This window comes from Rhizorhabdus sp. GW822-FHT03C02 (genome assembly GCF_058801765.1).
Genome location: NZ_JBXANN010000001.1, coordinates 31,536 through 46,749, shown reverse-complemented (window position 1 = coordinate 46,749; position 15,214 = coordinate 31,536). Strand labels below are relative to the sequence as shown.

At 65.3% G+C, this 15,214-nt stretch carries 14 protein-coding genes; 4 read left to right on the top strand and 10 right to left on the bottom strand.

Annotated elements, in window-relative coordinates:
- The first annotated feature begins 70 nt into the window (after positions 1-70).
- The gene (locus AC1RM6_RS00255) at positions 71-853 is read left to right on the top strand and encodes a class I SAM-dependent methyltransferase (RefSeq protein ID WP_493097578.1); all 783 of its coding nucleotides are present in this window, start codon (positions 71-73) and stop codon (positions 851-853) included.
- Positions 854-857: 4 nt separating this feature from the next.
- On the opposite strand, the gene AC1RM6_RS00250 is transcribed toward AC1RM6_RS00255, so the two are convergent.
- Positions 858-4,178 (bottom strand): DEAD/DEAH box helicase, encoded by a 3,321-nt coding sequence (locus tag AC1RM6_RS00250; RefSeq protein WP_493097577.1) that lies wholly within the window; start codon positions 4,176-4,178, stop codon positions 858-860.
- Between the two features lie 14 nt (positions 4,179-4,192).
- On the bottom strand, positions 4,193-4,606 hold the full coding sequence (locus AC1RM6_RS00245) for an EVE domain-containing protein (protein WP_493097576.1): 414 nt from the start codon (positions 4,604-4,606) through the stop codon (positions 4,193-4,195).
- A 240-nt stretch (positions 4,607-4,846) separates the two neighbouring features.
- Here AC1RM6_RS00245 and AC1RM6_RS00240 point away from each other — a divergent pair, with 240 nt between their 5' ends.
- From AC1RM6_RS00240 to AC1RM6_RS00230, 3 genes are read left to right on the top strand one after another with little or no spacing between them, the layout of a single operon-like run.
- Positions 4,847-5,089, top strand: a complete 243-nt coding sequence (locus AC1RM6_RS00240) for a type II toxin-antitoxin system Phd/YefM family antitoxin (protein WP_493097575.1) — start codon at positions 4,847-4,849, stop codon at positions 5,087-5,089.
- Positions 5,089-5,514 (top strand): type II toxin-antitoxin system VapC family toxin, encoded by a 426-nt coding sequence (locus tag AC1RM6_RS00235; RefSeq protein ID WP_493097574.1) that lies wholly within the window; start codon positions 5,089-5,091, stop codon positions 5,512-5,514. Before AC1RM6_RS00240 ends, AC1RM6_RS00235 begins: the two co-directional genes overlap by 1 nt.
- Before the next feature lie 45 nt (positions 5,515-5,559).
- A complete protein-coding gene (locus AC1RM6_RS00230; RefSeq protein ID WP_493097573.1) occupies positions 5,560-6,399 on the top strand; it encodes a protein NO VEIN domain-containing protein in 840 nt (279 codons plus the stop codon).
- Between the two features lie 119 nt (positions 6,400-6,518).
- Here AC1RM6_RS00230 and guaA read toward each other — a convergent pair whose 3' ends face one another.
- From guaA to AC1RM6_RS00190, 8 genes are all read right to left on the bottom strand, one after another.
- Positions 6,519-8,108, bottom strand: coding sequence for a glutamine-hydrolyzing GMP synthase (gene guaA / locus AC1RM6_RS00225; protein ID WP_493097572.1), 1,590 nt, complete (start codon positions 8,106-8,108; stop codon positions 6,519-6,521).
- 113 nt (positions 8,109-8,221) lie between these two features.
- Positions 8,222-8,689: a hypothetical protein gene (locus AC1RM6_RS00220; protein WP_493097571.1), complete on the bottom strand. Its 468-nt coding sequence runs from the start codon at positions 8,687-8,689 to the stop codon at positions 8,222-8,224.
- Between the two features lie 93 nt (positions 8,690-8,782).
- Positions 8,783-10,894 carry a prolyl oligopeptidase family serine peptidase gene (locus AC1RM6_RS00215; RefSeq protein WP_493097570.1) on the bottom strand — a complete coding sequence of 704 codons (2,112 nt, stop codon included), beginning with the start codon at positions 10,892-10,894 and terminating at the stop codon, positions 8,783-8,785.
- A 149-nt stretch (positions 10,895-11,043) separates the two neighbouring features.
- Complete coding sequence (gene rplQ / locus AC1RM6_RS00210; protein WP_493097569.1) at positions 11,044-11,463, bottom strand: 50S ribosomal protein L17; 420 nt, start codon at positions 11,461-11,463, stop codon at positions 11,044-11,046.
- A 189-nt stretch (positions 11,464-11,652) separates the two neighbouring features.
- Positions 11,653-12,714 carry a DNA-directed RNA polymerase subunit alpha gene (locus AC1RM6_RS00205; protein WP_493097568.1) on the bottom strand — a complete coding sequence of 354 codons (1,062 nt, stop codon included), beginning with the start codon at positions 12,712-12,714 and terminating at the stop codon, positions 11,653-11,655.
- An 82-nt stretch (positions 12,715-12,796) separates the two neighbouring features.
- Positions 12,797-13,186 carry a 30S ribosomal protein S11 gene (gene rpsK / locus AC1RM6_RS00200; protein WP_493097567.1) on the bottom strand — a complete coding sequence of 130 codons (390 nt, stop codon included), beginning with the start codon at positions 13,184-13,186 and terminating at the stop codon, positions 12,797-12,799.
- Positions 13,187-13,242: 56 nt separating this feature from the next.
- The gene (gene rpsM, locus AC1RM6_RS00195; RefSeq protein ID WP_493097566.1) at positions 13,243-13,611 is read right to left on the bottom strand and encodes a 30S ribosomal protein S13; all 369 of its coding nucleotides are present in this window, start codon (positions 13,609-13,611) and stop codon (positions 13,243-13,245) included.
- A gap of 261 nt (positions 13,612-13,872) precedes the next feature.
- A complete protein-coding gene (locus AC1RM6_RS00190; protein ID WP_493097565.1) occupies positions 13,873-15,129 on the bottom strand; it encodes a serine hydrolase domain-containing protein in 1,257 nt (418 codons plus the stop codon).
- Positions 15,130-15,214 lie beyond the last annotated feature (85 nt).

Here is a 15,214-nt window from a genome sequence, read left to right as displayed (position 1 = left end):
CATGAAATATCGCCGACGAACGCGCGCAGGCCAAGCCCGGTCCGGTCCAGATTGCGCGAGGAGGTGGATCATGGACCAAAAGACCGATCACAACAGCCAGGTCGTCGGACAATTCTCGCTGCAGGCCGAAAGCTATGCCGGGTTGACCCAGGCGATGCCGAGCGACCGCGCCGCCGCGCTGCGCGCGACGATCCAACCGATGCCGACGGATCGCGCGCTCGACATCGCCTGCGGCCCGGGATCGCTGACGCTCGAAATGGCGCCTCATGTCGGTCATATCACCGGCATCGACCTGACCCCGGCGATGCTCGACCAGGCCCGCGCCGCGCAGGTGCGCAGTGGGATCGCCAATGTCGACTGGCGGCTCGGCGACAGCGGTTCGCTGCCGTTCGGCGATGCGAGTTTCTCGCTGGTGATGTGCCGCGCCGCCTTCCACCATTTCGAGGAGCCTCGGCGCAATTTCGCCGAGATGCTGCGGGTCTGTACGCCGGGCGGCCGCATCGTCGTCATCGACGTCACCCCCGCGCCGGAGAAGTCGGAGGCTTATGACGCCATCGAGTTGCTCCGCGATCCCTCGCACACCCATGCGCTGACCGTCGACGAACTGCGCGCACTGGGGGATGGCCATCCGCTCTCCGCCCCGGTCATCAGCACCAGCATCGCCGCCGACATCCCCCTCGACGCGGTGCTGGCGACCTCCTTTCCCGAAGCCTGTTCGGTCGAGGATCTGGCGGCGATGTTCCGCGACGATGCGCTGTCGGGCGAGGACCGCTACGGCTTCGCCGCGCGGATGGTCGACGGCCGGGTGCACCTGTCCTATCCGATGACGATGGCGCTGTGGGTGAAGCGTTAGGCTATCAATCGGCGAACAGCGCCGCGACATCCTCTTCGGTGAGCGCCGCGCCGATCTGCCCGTCGCGATCGAACAGGCTGTCGGCCAGCGCGCGTTTGCGCGCCTTGAGTTCGTCCATCTTCTCCTCGATCGTACCGGCGGCGACCAGCCGGTAGACGAACACCGCCTTGTCTTGGCCGATGCGATAGGCTCGGTCGATCGCCTGTTCCTCGACCGCCGGATTCCACCAGGGGTCGAAGATCACCACCGTGTCCGCCATCGTCAGGTTGAGCCCGACCCCGCCGGCCTTCAGGCTGATCAGGAAGACGTCGCTCGCGCCGCTCTGGAATCGGTCGATGGCACCGGGACGATCCTTCGTCTTGCCCGTGAGCAGGCTGTAGCGAATCTGCGCCTCGTCGAAGCGTGCACGGACCAGATCGAGCATCGAGGTGAATTGCGAAAAGACGATGATCTTGCGTCCTTCGCTGAGCAATTCGCTTACCATCTCGAGCAGCCGTTCGAGCTTGGCCGAAGGCCGCTCGATGCCATCGCCGAGCTTGAGCAGCCGCGGATCGCAGCAGGCTTGACGCAGCTTCAGCAGCGCCTCGAGCACGATGATATGGCTTTTGCCGAGCCCGCGCTCGCTGATCGCCTCGCGCACCTTCTGCGACATCGCGAGACGGACCGAATCATAGAGGTCGCGCTGCTTGCCCTCGAGCAGGATCGTCTCGACGATCTCGGTCTTGGGCGGCAATTCGGTCGCCACTTCGGCCTTGGTCCGGCGCAGCAGGAAAGGCCTGATCCGGTGCGCCAATGCCGCCGAGCGCGCGGCCTCTCCGCGCTTCTCGATCGGCGTCCGCCAGTTGCGGGCGAACGCGGTCTTGTCGCCGAGATAGCCAGGATTGACGAAGCTCATCAGCGACCAGAGCTCGCCCAGATGATTCTCCATCGGCGTCCCGGTCAGGCAGAAACGATGCTTCGCCTTGATCCCCGACAACCAGCGGGTGGTGGCGGCGTTCGGGTTCTTGATCGTCTGCGCCTCGTCGAGGATCGCCATATGCCAGTCGCGGGCGAGCAGCACCGCATGGTCGCGCGCGATCAACGGATAGGTGGTCAGGACGACGTCATGATCGCCGATCGTGCCGAACGCCTCCTTGCGGGCGCTGCCGTGCAGCAACAATATCTTCAATCCGGGCGCGAACTTGCGGGCCTCATTGAGCCAGTTGCCCATCAGGCTGGTCGGGGCGACGATCAGCACCGGGTCGACACGATCGCTCCGCGCCTTTTCCAGCGCCAGCAACGCCAGGATCTGAACGGTCTTCCCCAGCCCCATATCGTCGGCCAAGATGCCGCCCAACCCGCTTTCGCGCAGCAGATCGAGCCAGGCGACGCCCTGCGCCTGGTACCGCCTGAGCACGGCGCCGAAACCCTCGGGCAATAGCGGCTCGGCCATTCCGCGACTGTGCAGCAGGTCGGCGAGGCGGCGCAGGCTGTCGGCCCCCCTGACACCGAAATCCTCCATCTCCGGGCCGAGCAGCGGCATGATCTCGGCGCGGGACAGCCTGATCTTGCCGGCCGTCGTGAACGATATCCCGTTCAGATTGATCGTGTGGAGTGCCAGCAGCAGCGGCACGAAGCGGGCGGCGACCACTGGCAGCAAGCGGCCATCGTGAAGAGGGAGATAGATATGATCCTCGCCCTCGGCGAGGCTTTCGATCTGCACGGGATCGAAACCCGGCGACCGCACCATCGGCGCCAGTGCGGGGGCGAGATCGTGGCGCTCGCCGTCGATCTCGATACCCAGGCCGAGTTCGAACCAGTCGATGCCGCTGCTGTCGATCTCGGCATCGAACACCCCGTCCGATTTCGCCAGCCGGTACGGGAAATTGGTGGCGATCTGAATTTCGAAACCCTGATCGGTCAAAAGCGCCGCATCGACATGCAGAAAATCGAGCCAGTCCTCGGAATCGGCAAAACCGAAATCGTGCAGGTTGGCGGCTGCGAGATGAGGATAGATATGCGTGGCCTCGACGAGGCCGCATGCCGCAAGTTGCTGAAACGCCTCCTTCTCGCGCGCCGGGCGGCGCTCGATGACGTAGAGACGGCCATCATGAAACGCGTCGATCTGCGTCTGTTTTTCGAAGGGTCCGAGTTCGGCCGGACCATAGCGAAAGCTGAGCTGCGCGGTCGGCACCAGATCGGGCAGGCTCCACTGATAGATCGCGCTCCGCGCCAGGCCGAGACGGAGCACCGGCACCGGATTTTCGGCGATCCTGCGCGCCGGCTCCGGTGGAACCGGCAGGAGATCGGGGCGAATGCCCGGCAATACCATGCCGAGCCGGCCCGCCACCATCGCCACCTGGCCCGGGGCGATCGCGGGCGCGGCGAGCAGTTGATGGGCCGATCGTGCCGGCAGACCGGCATCGACCGGACCGATCACACCGGCGGTCTCGTCGACATAGACCGGCGGCTCGGCGTTCAGCGCCTGCATGCCGTCGACGATGAGGAAGGGGCGGACCTCGGCCTTGCCGACGAGCCGCCATTCAACGCGCCCGTCGCGTGGCTCGCCCCATTGCAGCGGAGCGCCTTCGCGGTCGAGCCAATGGGCGCGCCCGGTGGCGACCATTTGTTGCACGACATCGATCGCACGGATCGAAGGGCCGCCATGGCTTTCGAAAGCGGAGCGTTGCCCGATCAGCGCGAGGATGATTTCGATATCCGCATCGCGATAGTATTTCGGCGCCCTGTCGGGGTGGAAGTTCTGAAGGTTGACCGTCGAATCGACGTCCGAAAAGACACCGCTCTTGAGCAGCCGCACCGATAACAGGGTCAGCGACAGATATGGCATGCGCTGCCCCGCGACGCCGGGCTTGAGCAGATAGATCAGCCGCTGGTTGACGTCGGGCGGATAGTCGTCGCCCCGCGCGGTCTTGCCGATCCGGTCGAGCCAGGCGCTTATCTCCGGGGGCAGGCCGGCCGGCGCAGGATCGGCGGCCATCGGCGGCGGGGGTAGCCGCCCGGGCAGCGCCGGCACCGCGACCGCTTTCCCCGCTTCGATGGCGAGCACTTCGAGCAATGTCGCCGCGATATGCTTGCAATTATAACCGACCGGGCAGCTGCAGGCGCCTTCGATATTGAACAGGGTCGAGCCCTTGCGGAACAGCTCGATATGGACCGCGTAGATTTCACGCCCCGACCCACGCACCGCCGCGCTGATCGTGGTGAAGTCCGCGCTGATCTTGATGCCGGAGACCCGCCCCTGTCGATGATAGGCCAGCGCCTTGGTGAACGCATTGTGCGAAACGAAATCCTGAATGTCGTCGATCGACACTATGTCGGAGAGCATTCGCTATGCCTCGCTCAGCCCTCGGCCATCATCAGGATCGTCGTCCATTCGTCGTCGCTGACGGGCGAAACCGACAGCCGGCTCTGGCGCAGCATCGCCATGCCGGCGAGCGCCGGTGCCGCCTTCATCTCGGCCAGCGTCACCGGCCGGGCGAGCGGACGGACCGGGGCGAGTTCGACCGCGACGAAGCGGCCGGCGGGATCGGTCTTGTCAGGGAACGCCGTGCGGACGACCTTGGCGACGCCGACCACCGCCAGCCCTTCCTGGCTATGGTAGAACAGCACCTCGTCGCCTTCCTGCATCGTCTTGAGATGCAGCGCGGCGGCGTTGTTGCGGACGCCGTCCCAGACGGTGCGACCATCGCGTTCGAGATCGGCGAAGGAATAGCTGTTGGGTTCCGATTTCACCAGCCAGTGGGATGCCGCCATCGTCCTTCGCCTTTGTCTGTCTATCGCGTGCGCAACGGCGACCATGCCGCCGAGCGACCTTTACACGATGTCCCTCGGACGTCACGTGAAGGTCGACCGGTAATCAGGACGTGCCGTCCGAACGTTCCATCTGGAGGCTTGAAGCGATCCGTCGGCGGGGCAAACGGTGACATAGGGAGCCATGCTGGAATTGTTGAGCCCCATATACTATATGACCATCTAGATGGTCAGGAGCGCTAAATGGATGCAGTCAATCTGGCGGATGCCAAAGCCCATCTGAGCGAACTGGTCGACAGGGTCGAGGCCGGCGATTCGATCGATATCACCCGCCGCGGCAAGCCGGTTGCGCGCCTTACCGCCGTGGCCCGGCCGCGCAAGCCGATCGATGTTGCGCTGCTCCAATCGCTGACCGCTGCGATGCCGCCACAGTCCCAGGACGCCACCGATTTCGTGCGCTCGATGCGGGATGGCGATCGCTACTGATGCAGTATCTCGATACGTCGCTGATCGTTGCGGCGCTCTTCAACGAAGCGATGACGCCGCGCATTCAGGATTGGCTGGCGGAGCAGGACCCCGCGCAATTGCTGATCAGCGACTGGACCGTCACCGAGATGTCATCGGCCATGGCGATCAAGCTGCGGACCGGACAGATCGGCTTGGAACAGCGGGCCGCCGCACTCGCCATGTTCAACAAGCTTGTCGCCGAGAGCTTTACCGTGCTGCCCGTGACGGGCAGGCAGTTCCGGGTGGCGGCGAGATTTACCGATCAGCATGCCCTCGGGCTCCGCGCCGGCGATGCCCTACATCTCGCCGTCGCGTCGGAGCACGGTGCTACGGTATATACACTCGACCGGCGGCTCGCCGAGGCTGGACCAGCGCTTGGTGTCCCGGCGCTGTTGCTGGCATGATCGGGGCCATTTTTTCGATCTTGGCCGGCCCGCTCGAGAGCCTCCATGGCCGCTGACTGGTCCGACGAGCAGAACGACGCGATCGTCACGGACTATTTCGCGATGCTTGCGGACGATATCGTCGGGCGGCGCTACAGCAAAGCCAGGCACAACCGCCTGCTGCAGTCGACGATCGATCGTCCGCGCGGATCGATCGAATACAAGCATCAGAACATCAGCGCCGTGCTCAAAGGCCTCGGTGAAGCCTGGATCCCGGGCTACAAACCGGCCTTCAATTTCCAGGCTTCACTCGTCGATGCGGTGGTGCGCTGGCTCGCGCGCCATCCGAATTGGCTCGCACCGTCCGCGCGGACGGCAATGGAGCCATCGCCATCAGGCCTTCTGGAGGAAGCGATGCTGTGGATCGGCCCGCCACCGACGCACAGCAATGCACCGCCGCCCGGCGAACTCGAACAGATGACGGCCATCGCCCGGAAGTACGACGTGGCGGAGCGCGATGCCCGCAACCGCGCGCTGGGTCGCGCCGGCGAGGAACGCGTCCTCGCCCATGAGCGCGCCAGCCTGCTCACCGCCGGCCGGACCGACCTTGCCGAACGCATCCGCTGGGTGTCGCATATCGACGGCGATGGCGCCGGCTATGACATATCGAGCTTCGACCCCGATGGCCACGACCGGCTGATCGAGGTGAAGACCACCAATGGCTGGGAACGCACGCCCTTTCATATCACGCGCAATGAACTGGCCGTCGCCGATGAGCGACGCACCGACTGGAGATTGGTGCGGCTGTGGAATTTTTCGCGGGAGCCGCGGGCGTTTGAATTGCGACCGCCGCTGGAGGCGCATGTCTCGCTCATGGCGACCAGCTATCAGGCGAATCTTTTATGATCCGCCTGCAGGTGGTCGGTTCTCAACGCGATGAATAACGGACGCCCGTACTTCCTCACCCACGGCAGCTACGCCGCCGAATGACATTTACACGATGTCCTCCGGACATCGTGTAAATGTCATTCCCACTCGATCGTCCCCGGCGGCTTCGACGTATAGTCGTAGGTCACCCGGTTGATACCCTGGACCTCGTTGACGATCCGCGTCGCGACCCGGCTGAGGAAGGCGGCGTCGAACGGGTAGACGTCGGCGGTCATGCCGTCGGTCGAAGTGACCGCGCGCAGTGCGCAGACCGACTCATAGGTGCGGCCGTCGCCCATCACCCCGACGGTGCGGACTGGGAGCAGCACCGCGAAGGCCTGCCAGATCGCGTCGTAGAGCCCCGCGCGGCGGATTTCGTCGAGATAGATCGCGTCGGCCTTGCGCAATATGTCGCAGCGTTCCTTGGTGACCTCGCCCGGGATGCGGATCGCCAGGCCCGGCCCCGGGAAGGGGTGGCGGCCGACGAAGCTGTCGGGCAGGCCGAGCTCGCGGCCGAGATCGCGGACCTCGTCCTTGAACAGCTCGCGCAGCGGCTCGACGAGCTTCATGTTCATCCGCTCGGGCAGGCCGCCGACATTATGATGGCTCTTGATCGTCACCGACGGACCGCCGGTGAAGCTGACGCTTTCGATCACGTCGGGATAGAGCGTGCCCTGGGCGAGGAAATCGGCGCCGCCGACCTTCTTCGCCTCGGTCTCGAACACCTCGATGAAGGTCTTGCCGATGAACTTGCGCTTGACCTCGGGGTCGGTGACGCCCGCGAGACCGTTCAGGAACAGCGTCTCGACGTTCACATGGACCAGCGGGATGTTGTAGCTGTTGCGGAACAGGCTGACGACCTGCTCGGCCTCGCCCATCCGCATCAGGCCATGGTCGACGAAGACGCAGGTCAGCTGGTCGCCGATCGCCTCGTGGATCAGCACCGCCGCGACCGCGCTGTCGACCCCGCCCGACAGGCCGCAGATCACCCGGCCCTTGCCGACCTGCTGGCGGATCTCGGCGATCTTGGTCGCGCGGAACTCGGCCATCGTCCAGTCGCCCGCCAGCCCGCAGACATGGCGCGCGAAATTGGCGATCAGCTTGGCGCCGTCGGGGGTGTGGACAACCTCGGGATGGAACATCATCGAATAGAAGCGGCGGGCCTCGTCGGTCGCGACCGCGAACGGCGCGCCCTCCGAATGGGCGACGACCTTGAAGCCTTCGGGCAGCGCCTCGACCCGGTCGCCATGGCTCATCCACACCTGGTGGGTCTCGCCGACCTGCCATAGCCCGTCGAACAGCGCCGAGCGATCGATCACCTCGATGAAGGCCCGGCCGAACTCGCGGCTGTCGGAGGGGGCGACGGTGCCGCCGAGCTGGTGCGCCATGGTCTGCTGGCCATAGCAGATCGCCATGATCGGGATGCCGGCTTCGAAGAAATGCTGCGGCGCGCGCGGGCTGTCGTCCCACATCACCGAGGACGGCCCGCCCGACAGGATGATGCCCTTGGGCTTCAACCGCTCATAGGCTTCGGCCGCGGCGTTGAACGGAGCGATCTCGCTATAGACGCCGGCCTCGCGGACCCGTCGGGCGATGAGCTGGGTGACCTGGCTGCCGAAGTCGACGATCAGGATCGATTCATGCGGCTGGCCGGTGGCGGCGATCACGGCGGGGAGCTGGGCTGTCATGGGGAGCCGATAATAGGACATGCCCGAATAGTCCAGCCGAGTCGGGATCGCTGAACGACAAAGCCCCGCGCCGGCGGGTGCCGGCACGGGGCCTGTCATCTTACCTTGTCGGTTCAGCGCGAGGCGAAGTCGCCGAGCTTGAGGAAATCGACCCGGCCCTCGCGCGCGCCGCACGAGAAATAGCGGTCGCCACGATCGGCCTCGACCGTGCCTTCGACCCGCCAGCCATCGCCGTCGCGGCCGACCGAATCGACCCCGAGCACCTTGCCGTGCGCCATGCTCTCGGCCGCGTCCGAGCAGATCGAGGCGACCGCGCGGGCATCCTCGCCGGCGCCGCGGACATCGTCGATGCCGCGCGACGGGATCGCCCGGTTGCCGCTGTTCTTGCCGACATTGCTCGCGATCGCGACCGCGCCGCCGGCGACGATCGCACCGAGCAGGAAGTTGCCGAAAGCATCGCCGCCGCCATGACGGTGACCGCCATAATAGCCACCACCCCAATAAGGCCGCGCTGCCGCCGGCGAGACCGCGCCCGCCACCATCGCCAACGCCGCCACCGAACCGATCATGAACTTGTTCATCGCCAAAACCCCGAAGGACGCATGCCACATCTTACGCACCAAATGCGTCTAGTCGCCAGCGGCTTGCGACAAGCTGAATGAGCGCGTCGCGACTTAAGGATTCTTGTCGGTGACCAGGCCTGTCCAGTAGCCCATGAACGACCATAGATCGGCATATTCTTCGATGATCTTGTCGGTCGGCTTGCCCGACCCGTGCCCCGCCCGGGTCTCGACGCGGATCAGGTGCGGCTTCGCACCGATGTCGGCCGCCTGCAGCGCCGCGGTATATTTGAAGCTGTGGCCCGGCACGACGCGGTCGTCGGTGTCGGCGGTGGTGACGATGATCGCCGGATAGTCCGCGCCGGCATGGATGTTGTGATAGGGCGAATAGGCACGCAACACCTTGAAGTCGGCCTCGACCGACGGATCGCCATAATCGTCGATCCAGTAGCGGCCGGCGGTGAAGCGATCGAAGCGCAGCATGTCCATCACCCCGACCCCGGGATTGGCCACCGCGAACAGGTCGGGGCGCTGGTTGACCACCGCGCCGACCAGCAGCCCGCCGTTCGACCGGCCCATCGCCGCGAGTTTGCCCTTGGCGCTGACGCCGCTCGCGATCAGATATTCGCCGGCGGCGATGAAGTCGTCGAAGACGTTCTGCTTGTTGGCGAGCCGGCCGCCATCGTGCCACGCCTTGCCATATTCGCCGCCGCCGCGCAGGTTCGCCGCGGCATAGACCCCGCCCATTTCCAGCCATTGCAGCACCGCCGGCGAGAAGCCCGGGGTGACCGAGATGTTGAAGCCGCCATAGCCGTAGAGGATCGCCGGCGCGCCCGGCCCGGTCGTCACCTTCTTCGTCACGAAGATCGGGACCCTGGTGCCGTCCTTCGAAGTGTAGAAATGCTGCTCGACCTTATAATCGGCTGGATCGAAGGCGAGCTTGGGCGCGATAAACCGGTCGGTCTTGCCGGTCGAGGTGTTGAGCCGGTAGATCGTCGCCGGGGTCGCGTAGCTCGAGAAGCTGTAGAAGGTCTCGGGGTCGCCGACCTTGCCGCCGAAGCCGACCGCGGTGCCGATATCGGGCAGGTTGATCGGCCCGACATAGCGCCCGTCGAGCTCGTATAGCCGCGCCTCGGTCTTGGCGTCGCCGAGATAGGCGAGGATAAAGCGGCTGCCGATCAGCGAGACGCCGATCAGCGTGTCGCCCTTGCGCTCGGCGACGATCTCGACCGGCTTGGGGTTCCGCAACGCGACGTCGATCATCACCAGCCGCTGCCGCGGCGCGCTCAGATTTGTGCGGAAGTAGAAGCGGGTGCCGATGCTGCCCGCGAGCGCCCAGTCGTTGGCGAAGCCCTTGACCAGCCGCATCGGCTTCATCTTCGGGTCGGACAGGTCGAACAGGGTCAGCTCATAGCGCTCGTCGGTGCCCTGCGACGAGCGCACCAGGGCGAAGCGGCCATCCTCGGTGGTCTGGACGCCATGGTTGAGCTTCGGCCGGTCGGGGGTCGCATAGACCAGCCGGTCGGCCGACTGCTCGGTGCCGACGACATGATAATAGACCATATGATCGGCGTTGAGCTGATGATGCGCCTCGCCCGACACCGGCTCGGGAAAACGCGAATAGAAGAAGCCGCGGCCGTCGCTGTCCCAGGCGAGCGTCGAATATTTGACCCAGCGTATCTCGTCGGGGAGCAGCTTGCCGGTGGCGACGTCGATCAGATGCAGCGTCCGCCAGTCGGTGCCGCCGTCCTGCATGCTGTAGAGCAGCAGCGCGCCATCGCGCGACGGCAGCCAGCCGTCGAGCGCGGTCGCACCGTCGCGCGCCCAGCGATTGGGATCGAGCAGCACCCGCTCCTTGCCGTCGGCGCCCTCGCGCACCAGCAGCTCGGACTGGTTCTGCAGCCCGCTATTGTGGGTGTAGAAATAGCGGCTGCCATATTTGCGCGGATTGCCGAACCGCTCGTAGTTCCACAGCTGGCGCATCCGCGCCTCGATCGCCCCGCGCCCGGGCAGCGTGCCGATATAGGCACGGGTGACGTCGTTCTCGGCCTCGACCCATTTCTCGACCGCGGGATCGGTGCGGACATCGGCCTCGAGCCAGCGATAGGGATCGGCGACCGCCTCGCCGAACTGAGTGTCGACGATGTCGCCGCGTGCGGTCGGCGGATAGGCGATCGGCTCGGCGGCCAGGCTAGCGGAGGACAATCCGGAAAACATGGTCGTCATGACAAGACTCGTCATCAGGCCGCGAGACAAGGCGGCGCACCCTTTGCGGGTCATCGATCATCCTCTCCGGCTGTATCTTCAGGACAATAAAAAAGAGCCGCGACCGTAGCGGCCGCGGCTCTCTTTGCAATTCCGCCGATGGCGAAGGATCAGGCCGCTTCGGCCTCATCCTCGTTCTGCACCGGGCCCGAATCCTGGCCCTTGGCGCTGACGTCGCGATCGACGAACTCGATGATCGCCATCGAGGCCGCGTCCGACATGCGGATACCGGCCTTGACGACGCGGGTGTAGCCGCCGTTGCGGTCCTTGTAGCGCTCGGCCAGGACGTCGAACAGCTTCTTGAGCTGGGTCTCGTCGAGCAGGCGCGCATGCGCGAGGCGACGGTTGGCGAGACCACCCTTCTTCGCGAGCGTGATCAGCTTCTCGACATAGGGGCGAAGCTCCTTCGCCTTGGCGACCGTGGTCAGGATCTGCTCATGCTTGATGAGCGCCGCCGACTGGTTGCGGAACAGGGCGGTACGATGGGAAGCGGTCCGCTGAAGCTTACGACCGCCAACGCGATGACGCATGGGTATTTCCTTCGTTTGTCAGGGGGCCGTTTCAGGTACCCCAAGCCAGGCGGTGATGAGGGCCACCGCCCATAGCCCATTCTTAAAGCCGTCATCCCGGCGGAGGCCGGGATCTCAGGAGTTTGAAGCGTTCCCCCTGACGCCCGAGACCCCGGCCTGCGCCGGGGTGACGCGCGCCGGGAGCGCGCGTCAAAATTCCTGTTCGAGCTTCTTGGCCATTTCCTCGATATTCTCAGGCGGCCAGCCCGGGATTTCCATGCCCAGGCGCAGCCCCATCGAAGCGAGCACTTCCTTGATTTCGTTCAAGGACTTGCGGCCGAAGTTCGGGGTACGCAGCATCTCGGCTTCGGTCTTCTGAACCAGGTCGCCGATATAGATGATGTTGTCGTTCTTGAGGCAGTTCGCCGAACGCACCGACAGTTCGAGCTCGTCGACCTTCTTGAGAAGGTAGCGGTTGAGCTGGTTGCTGTCGCCTTCCGGCTCCGCACCGCCGGTGACCGGCGAGGACGAACCCGTGCTCGGCGCCGAAACCGCCATGCCGTCGTCGAAGTGGACGAACAGCTGGAGCTGGTCCTGCAGGATGCGCGCCGAATAAGCGAGCGCATCCTCGGGGGTGACGGTGCCGTCGGTCTCGATCGTCAGCGTGAGCTTGTCGTAATCGAGCTCCTGGCCGACGCGGGTGTTCTCGACCTTGTACGCGACCTGGCGAACCGGCGAGTAGAGCGCATCGACCGGGATCAGACCGATCGGCGCATCGGCCGGACGGTTCGACGCCGCGGTGACATAGCCCTTACCGATGTCGGCGGTCAGCTCCATGTTGAGCGTCGCGCCCTCGTCGAGATGGCAGATCACCAGATCGGCGTTCATCACCTCGATGTCGCCGGTCGCGGCGATCATGCCCGCGGTGACTTCGGCCGGACCGGTCGCCGAGAGCTGGAGCCGCTTGGGGCCTTCGCCCTGCATGCGCAGCGCGATCTGCTTGACGTTGAGAACGATGTCGGTGACGTCCTCGCGGACGCCCGCCAGGCTCGAGAACTCGTGCAGCACATTCTCGATCTTGATCGCGGTAACCGCCGCCCCCTGCAGCGAGGAGAGCAGCACCCGGCGCAGCGAGTTGCCGAGCGTCAGGCCGAAGCCACGCTCGAGCGGCTCGGCAACGAAAGTCGCCTTGCGCTTGCTGTCGCCGCCCGCCTTCTTTTCGAGGCCGTTCGGCTTCTTGAGTTCCTGCCAGTTCTTGGGATTGACAGCCACTTTGTTCCCCTTGGGGTAGGCCGGAAAGGGTCCGGCCGGAAACGGATAGAGCGAACGGGGTCACGAAGACCCCGTAGCCTGATCAGACGCGGCGACGCTTCGACGGGCGGACGCCGTTGTGCGGGATCGGCGTCACGTCGCGGATCGACGTGATGTGGAAACCGACCGCCTGCAGCGCGCGCAGCGCCGACTCGCGGCCCGACCCGGGGCCCTTGACCTCGACTTCGAGCGTACGGACGCCATGCTCGGCGGCCTTCTTGCCCGCGTCCTCGGCGGCAACCTGGGCGGCATAAGGGGTCGACTTGCGCGAACCCTTGAAGCCCATCATGCCCGCCGACGACCAGGCAATCGCATTGCCCTGCGCGTCGGTGATCGTGATCATCGTGTTGTTGAAGCTGGCGTTCACATGCGCGACGCCGGCGGTGATGTTCTTGCGCTCGCGCCGCTTAATGCGCTGAGGTTCGCGTGCCATATCTCTCTAATCCTACCTGAAAGGCCAGACATCCGGGCGACCAAGCCCGGACGGGCTCACTTCTTCTTGCCGGCGATCGGCTTGGCCTTGCCCTTGCGGGTGCGCGCATTGGTGTGCGTGCGCTGGCCACGGACGGGGAGCCCCTTGCGATGACGCAGGCCGCGATAGCAGGCCAGGTCCATCAGGCGCTTGATGTTCATCGCCACCTGGCGGCGAAGATCGCCCTCCACGGTGTAGCCGGCGTCGATCGCTTCGCGAATCTGCAGGACTTCCTGGTCGGACAGGTCCTGGACGCGGCGCGCGGGCGCGATGCCGAGCTTGCCGGTGATTTCCTTGGCCTTGGCCGGGCCGATGCCGTGAATGTAGGTCAGCGCGATTTCGACGCGCTTGTTGGTCGGGATGTTGACACCCGCGATACGAGCCACTGTGCTTTTCTCCTGCTCCACAGGGCGGCTGGCGACCACCCTATCTCGACGCTCGCCCCACTATTGGGGCACCCCATCACGCACAAACACGGCACGCGCAAAGAGCGGCACCGGTTCGGGCTGTTGGGAACGAGAGGCACTAGTGGCGCGCGACAAGGCTGTCAAGCGCGTGGACGCCCGAATAACGCACAAAATCGCATGATGCGCAAGGTCGGCGACCACATCCTGCCCCGCCGGGCCTTCGACGTGGCGCCGGATAGGCTATTTATCGAGCTCCATCCAGTCCTTGAACGGCTGACGGTAGAGCATGTCGAACACTTCGAGCTGCATGCCGGTGGGCTCGACCGCGTTCGAATTCCACAACATGCCGACCCCGGCCTTGAGCAGCGGATCGAACAGGATCAGCGAGCGATAGCCCTCGACCGCGCCGCGATGGCCGATCACCCGGCGCCCGGCATAGGAATAGACCCGCCAGCCCAGCCCGTAGGACGCATCCTTGAGCACTCGGTCATAGTCGCGCTGGCGGTGGATCGAGAAGGTGCGGATGCGCGGGCTGTGCAGCGTTTCGAGCACCGCCGGCGACAGCACCCGCGGCATCTCGCCCATCTGCGCGCGGATCCAGATGCCGAGATCGATGATCGACGAATTGACCCCGCCCGCCGCCGGCACCCGATAATAGGCCTCGGCGACCTTCTTTTCGCTGCGCCCCTGGTGCGGGCGCGCCCAGCTCGGCGACGACATCAGCCCGTCGCGGGTGGTGGTGGCCGACTGCATGCCGAGCGGACCGAATATCTGCTCCTGCACCAGCCGGCCATAAGGTTCGTGGCCGGCATGCTCGGCGGTCTCGCTGGCCGCATCATAGGCGATATTCTGGTAGGAATAGCATTTGCCGGGCGGGCATAGCAGCGGGATCTGGTTCAGCCGGCTGCGGATCTCCTTGGGGTCGTTGCCGTCCTCCAGATCCTTGTCATAGGCATTTTTCCAGATGCCGAGACTCTGCGACAGGAGATTGTCGATCGTCGCGACATTCTGCGCGTCCTTGGCGAGCCTGAGCGACGGCGCCCATTTCGAAACCGGATCGCCGAGCGACAGCGTCTTCTGCTCGGCCATCTTGGCGAGCAGGGTCGCCGCGACCCCCTTCGAGCAGGAAGCCCAACGAAACACGGTATGCGCATCGACCGGCTTGCCCTCGGGCCCGTCGGTGGTGACGCCATAGCCCTTGGCGAAGCTGATCTGGCCATTCTCGATCGTCACGATCGCGACGCCGACCACCGCCTTCTTGGCGGCGAGCTGCTGCATCCGCCGGTCGAGCCGGGCATAGTCGATCCGGGTCGGCCCGGGGCGCGAGATGCCGATCCGGCTGAGATCGATCGACAGCCGCGACTGGCCGGGCGTCGCCGGCGCGGTGCGCGCCGAGCGCCAATAGACACCGCCGACCGCGACGAAGGCGAGCAACAGCACGAGCACGACCACCGCACCGACGACGAGCCCGCGCTCGATCGACACGACGGTGGACACGGGAGCGTCGGGATCAGGTGAAACGGATTTGGTTTTCTTGAAATCGGGCATGGAAATCGAACGGGCGCCCCAGCAGGATGAACCC

What these genes read in the sequence shown, in the direction of transcription:
- rpsK (WP_493097567.1), bottom strand. Translation starts at nt 13,186, where the DNA reads ATGGCACGCGAACCTCAGCGCATTAAGCGGCGCGAGCGCAAGAACATC.
- guaA (WP_493097572.1), bottom strand. Translation starts at nt 8,108, where the DNA reads ATGACAGCCCAGCTCCCCGCCGTGATCGCCGCCACCGGCCAGCCGCAT.
- AC1RM6_RS00240 (WP_493097575.1), top strand. Translation starts at nt 4,847, where the DNA reads ATGGATGCAGTCAATCTGGCGGATGCCAAAGCCCATCTGAGCGAACTG.
- AC1RM6_RS00230 (WP_493097573.1), top strand. Translation starts at nt 5,560, where the DNA reads ATGGCCGCTGACTGGTCCGACGAGCAGAACGACGCGATCGTCACGGAC.
- AC1RM6_RS00215 (WP_493097570.1), bottom strand. Translation starts at nt 10,894, where the DNA reads ATGACGACCATGTTTTCCGGATTGTCCTCCGCTAGCCTGGCCGCCGAG.
- AC1RM6_RS00255 (WP_493097578.1), top strand. Translation starts at nt 71, where the DNA reads ATGGACCAAAAGACCGATCACAACAGCCAGGTCGTCGGACAATTCTCG.
- AC1RM6_RS00235 (WP_493097574.1), top strand. Translation starts at nt 5,089, where the DNA reads ATGCAGTATCTCGATACGTCGCTGATCGTTGCGGCGCTCTTCAACGAA.
- AC1RM6_RS00245 (WP_493097576.1), bottom strand. Translation starts at nt 4,606, where the DNA reads ATGGCGGCATCCCACTGGCTGGTGAAATCGGAACCCAACAGCTATTCC.
- AC1RM6_RS00220 (WP_493097571.1), bottom strand. Translation starts at nt 8,689, where the DNA reads ATGAACAAGTTCATGATCGGTTCGGTGGCGGCGTTGGCGATGGTGGCG.
- rplQ (WP_493097569.1), bottom strand. Translation starts at nt 11,463, where the DNA reads ATGCGTCATCGCGTTGGCGGTCGTAAGCTTCAGCGGACCGCTTCCCAT.
- AC1RM6_RS00250 (WP_493097577.1), bottom strand. Translation starts at nt 4,178, where the DNA reads ATGCTCTCCGACATAGTGTCGATCGACGACATTCAGGATTTCGTTTCG.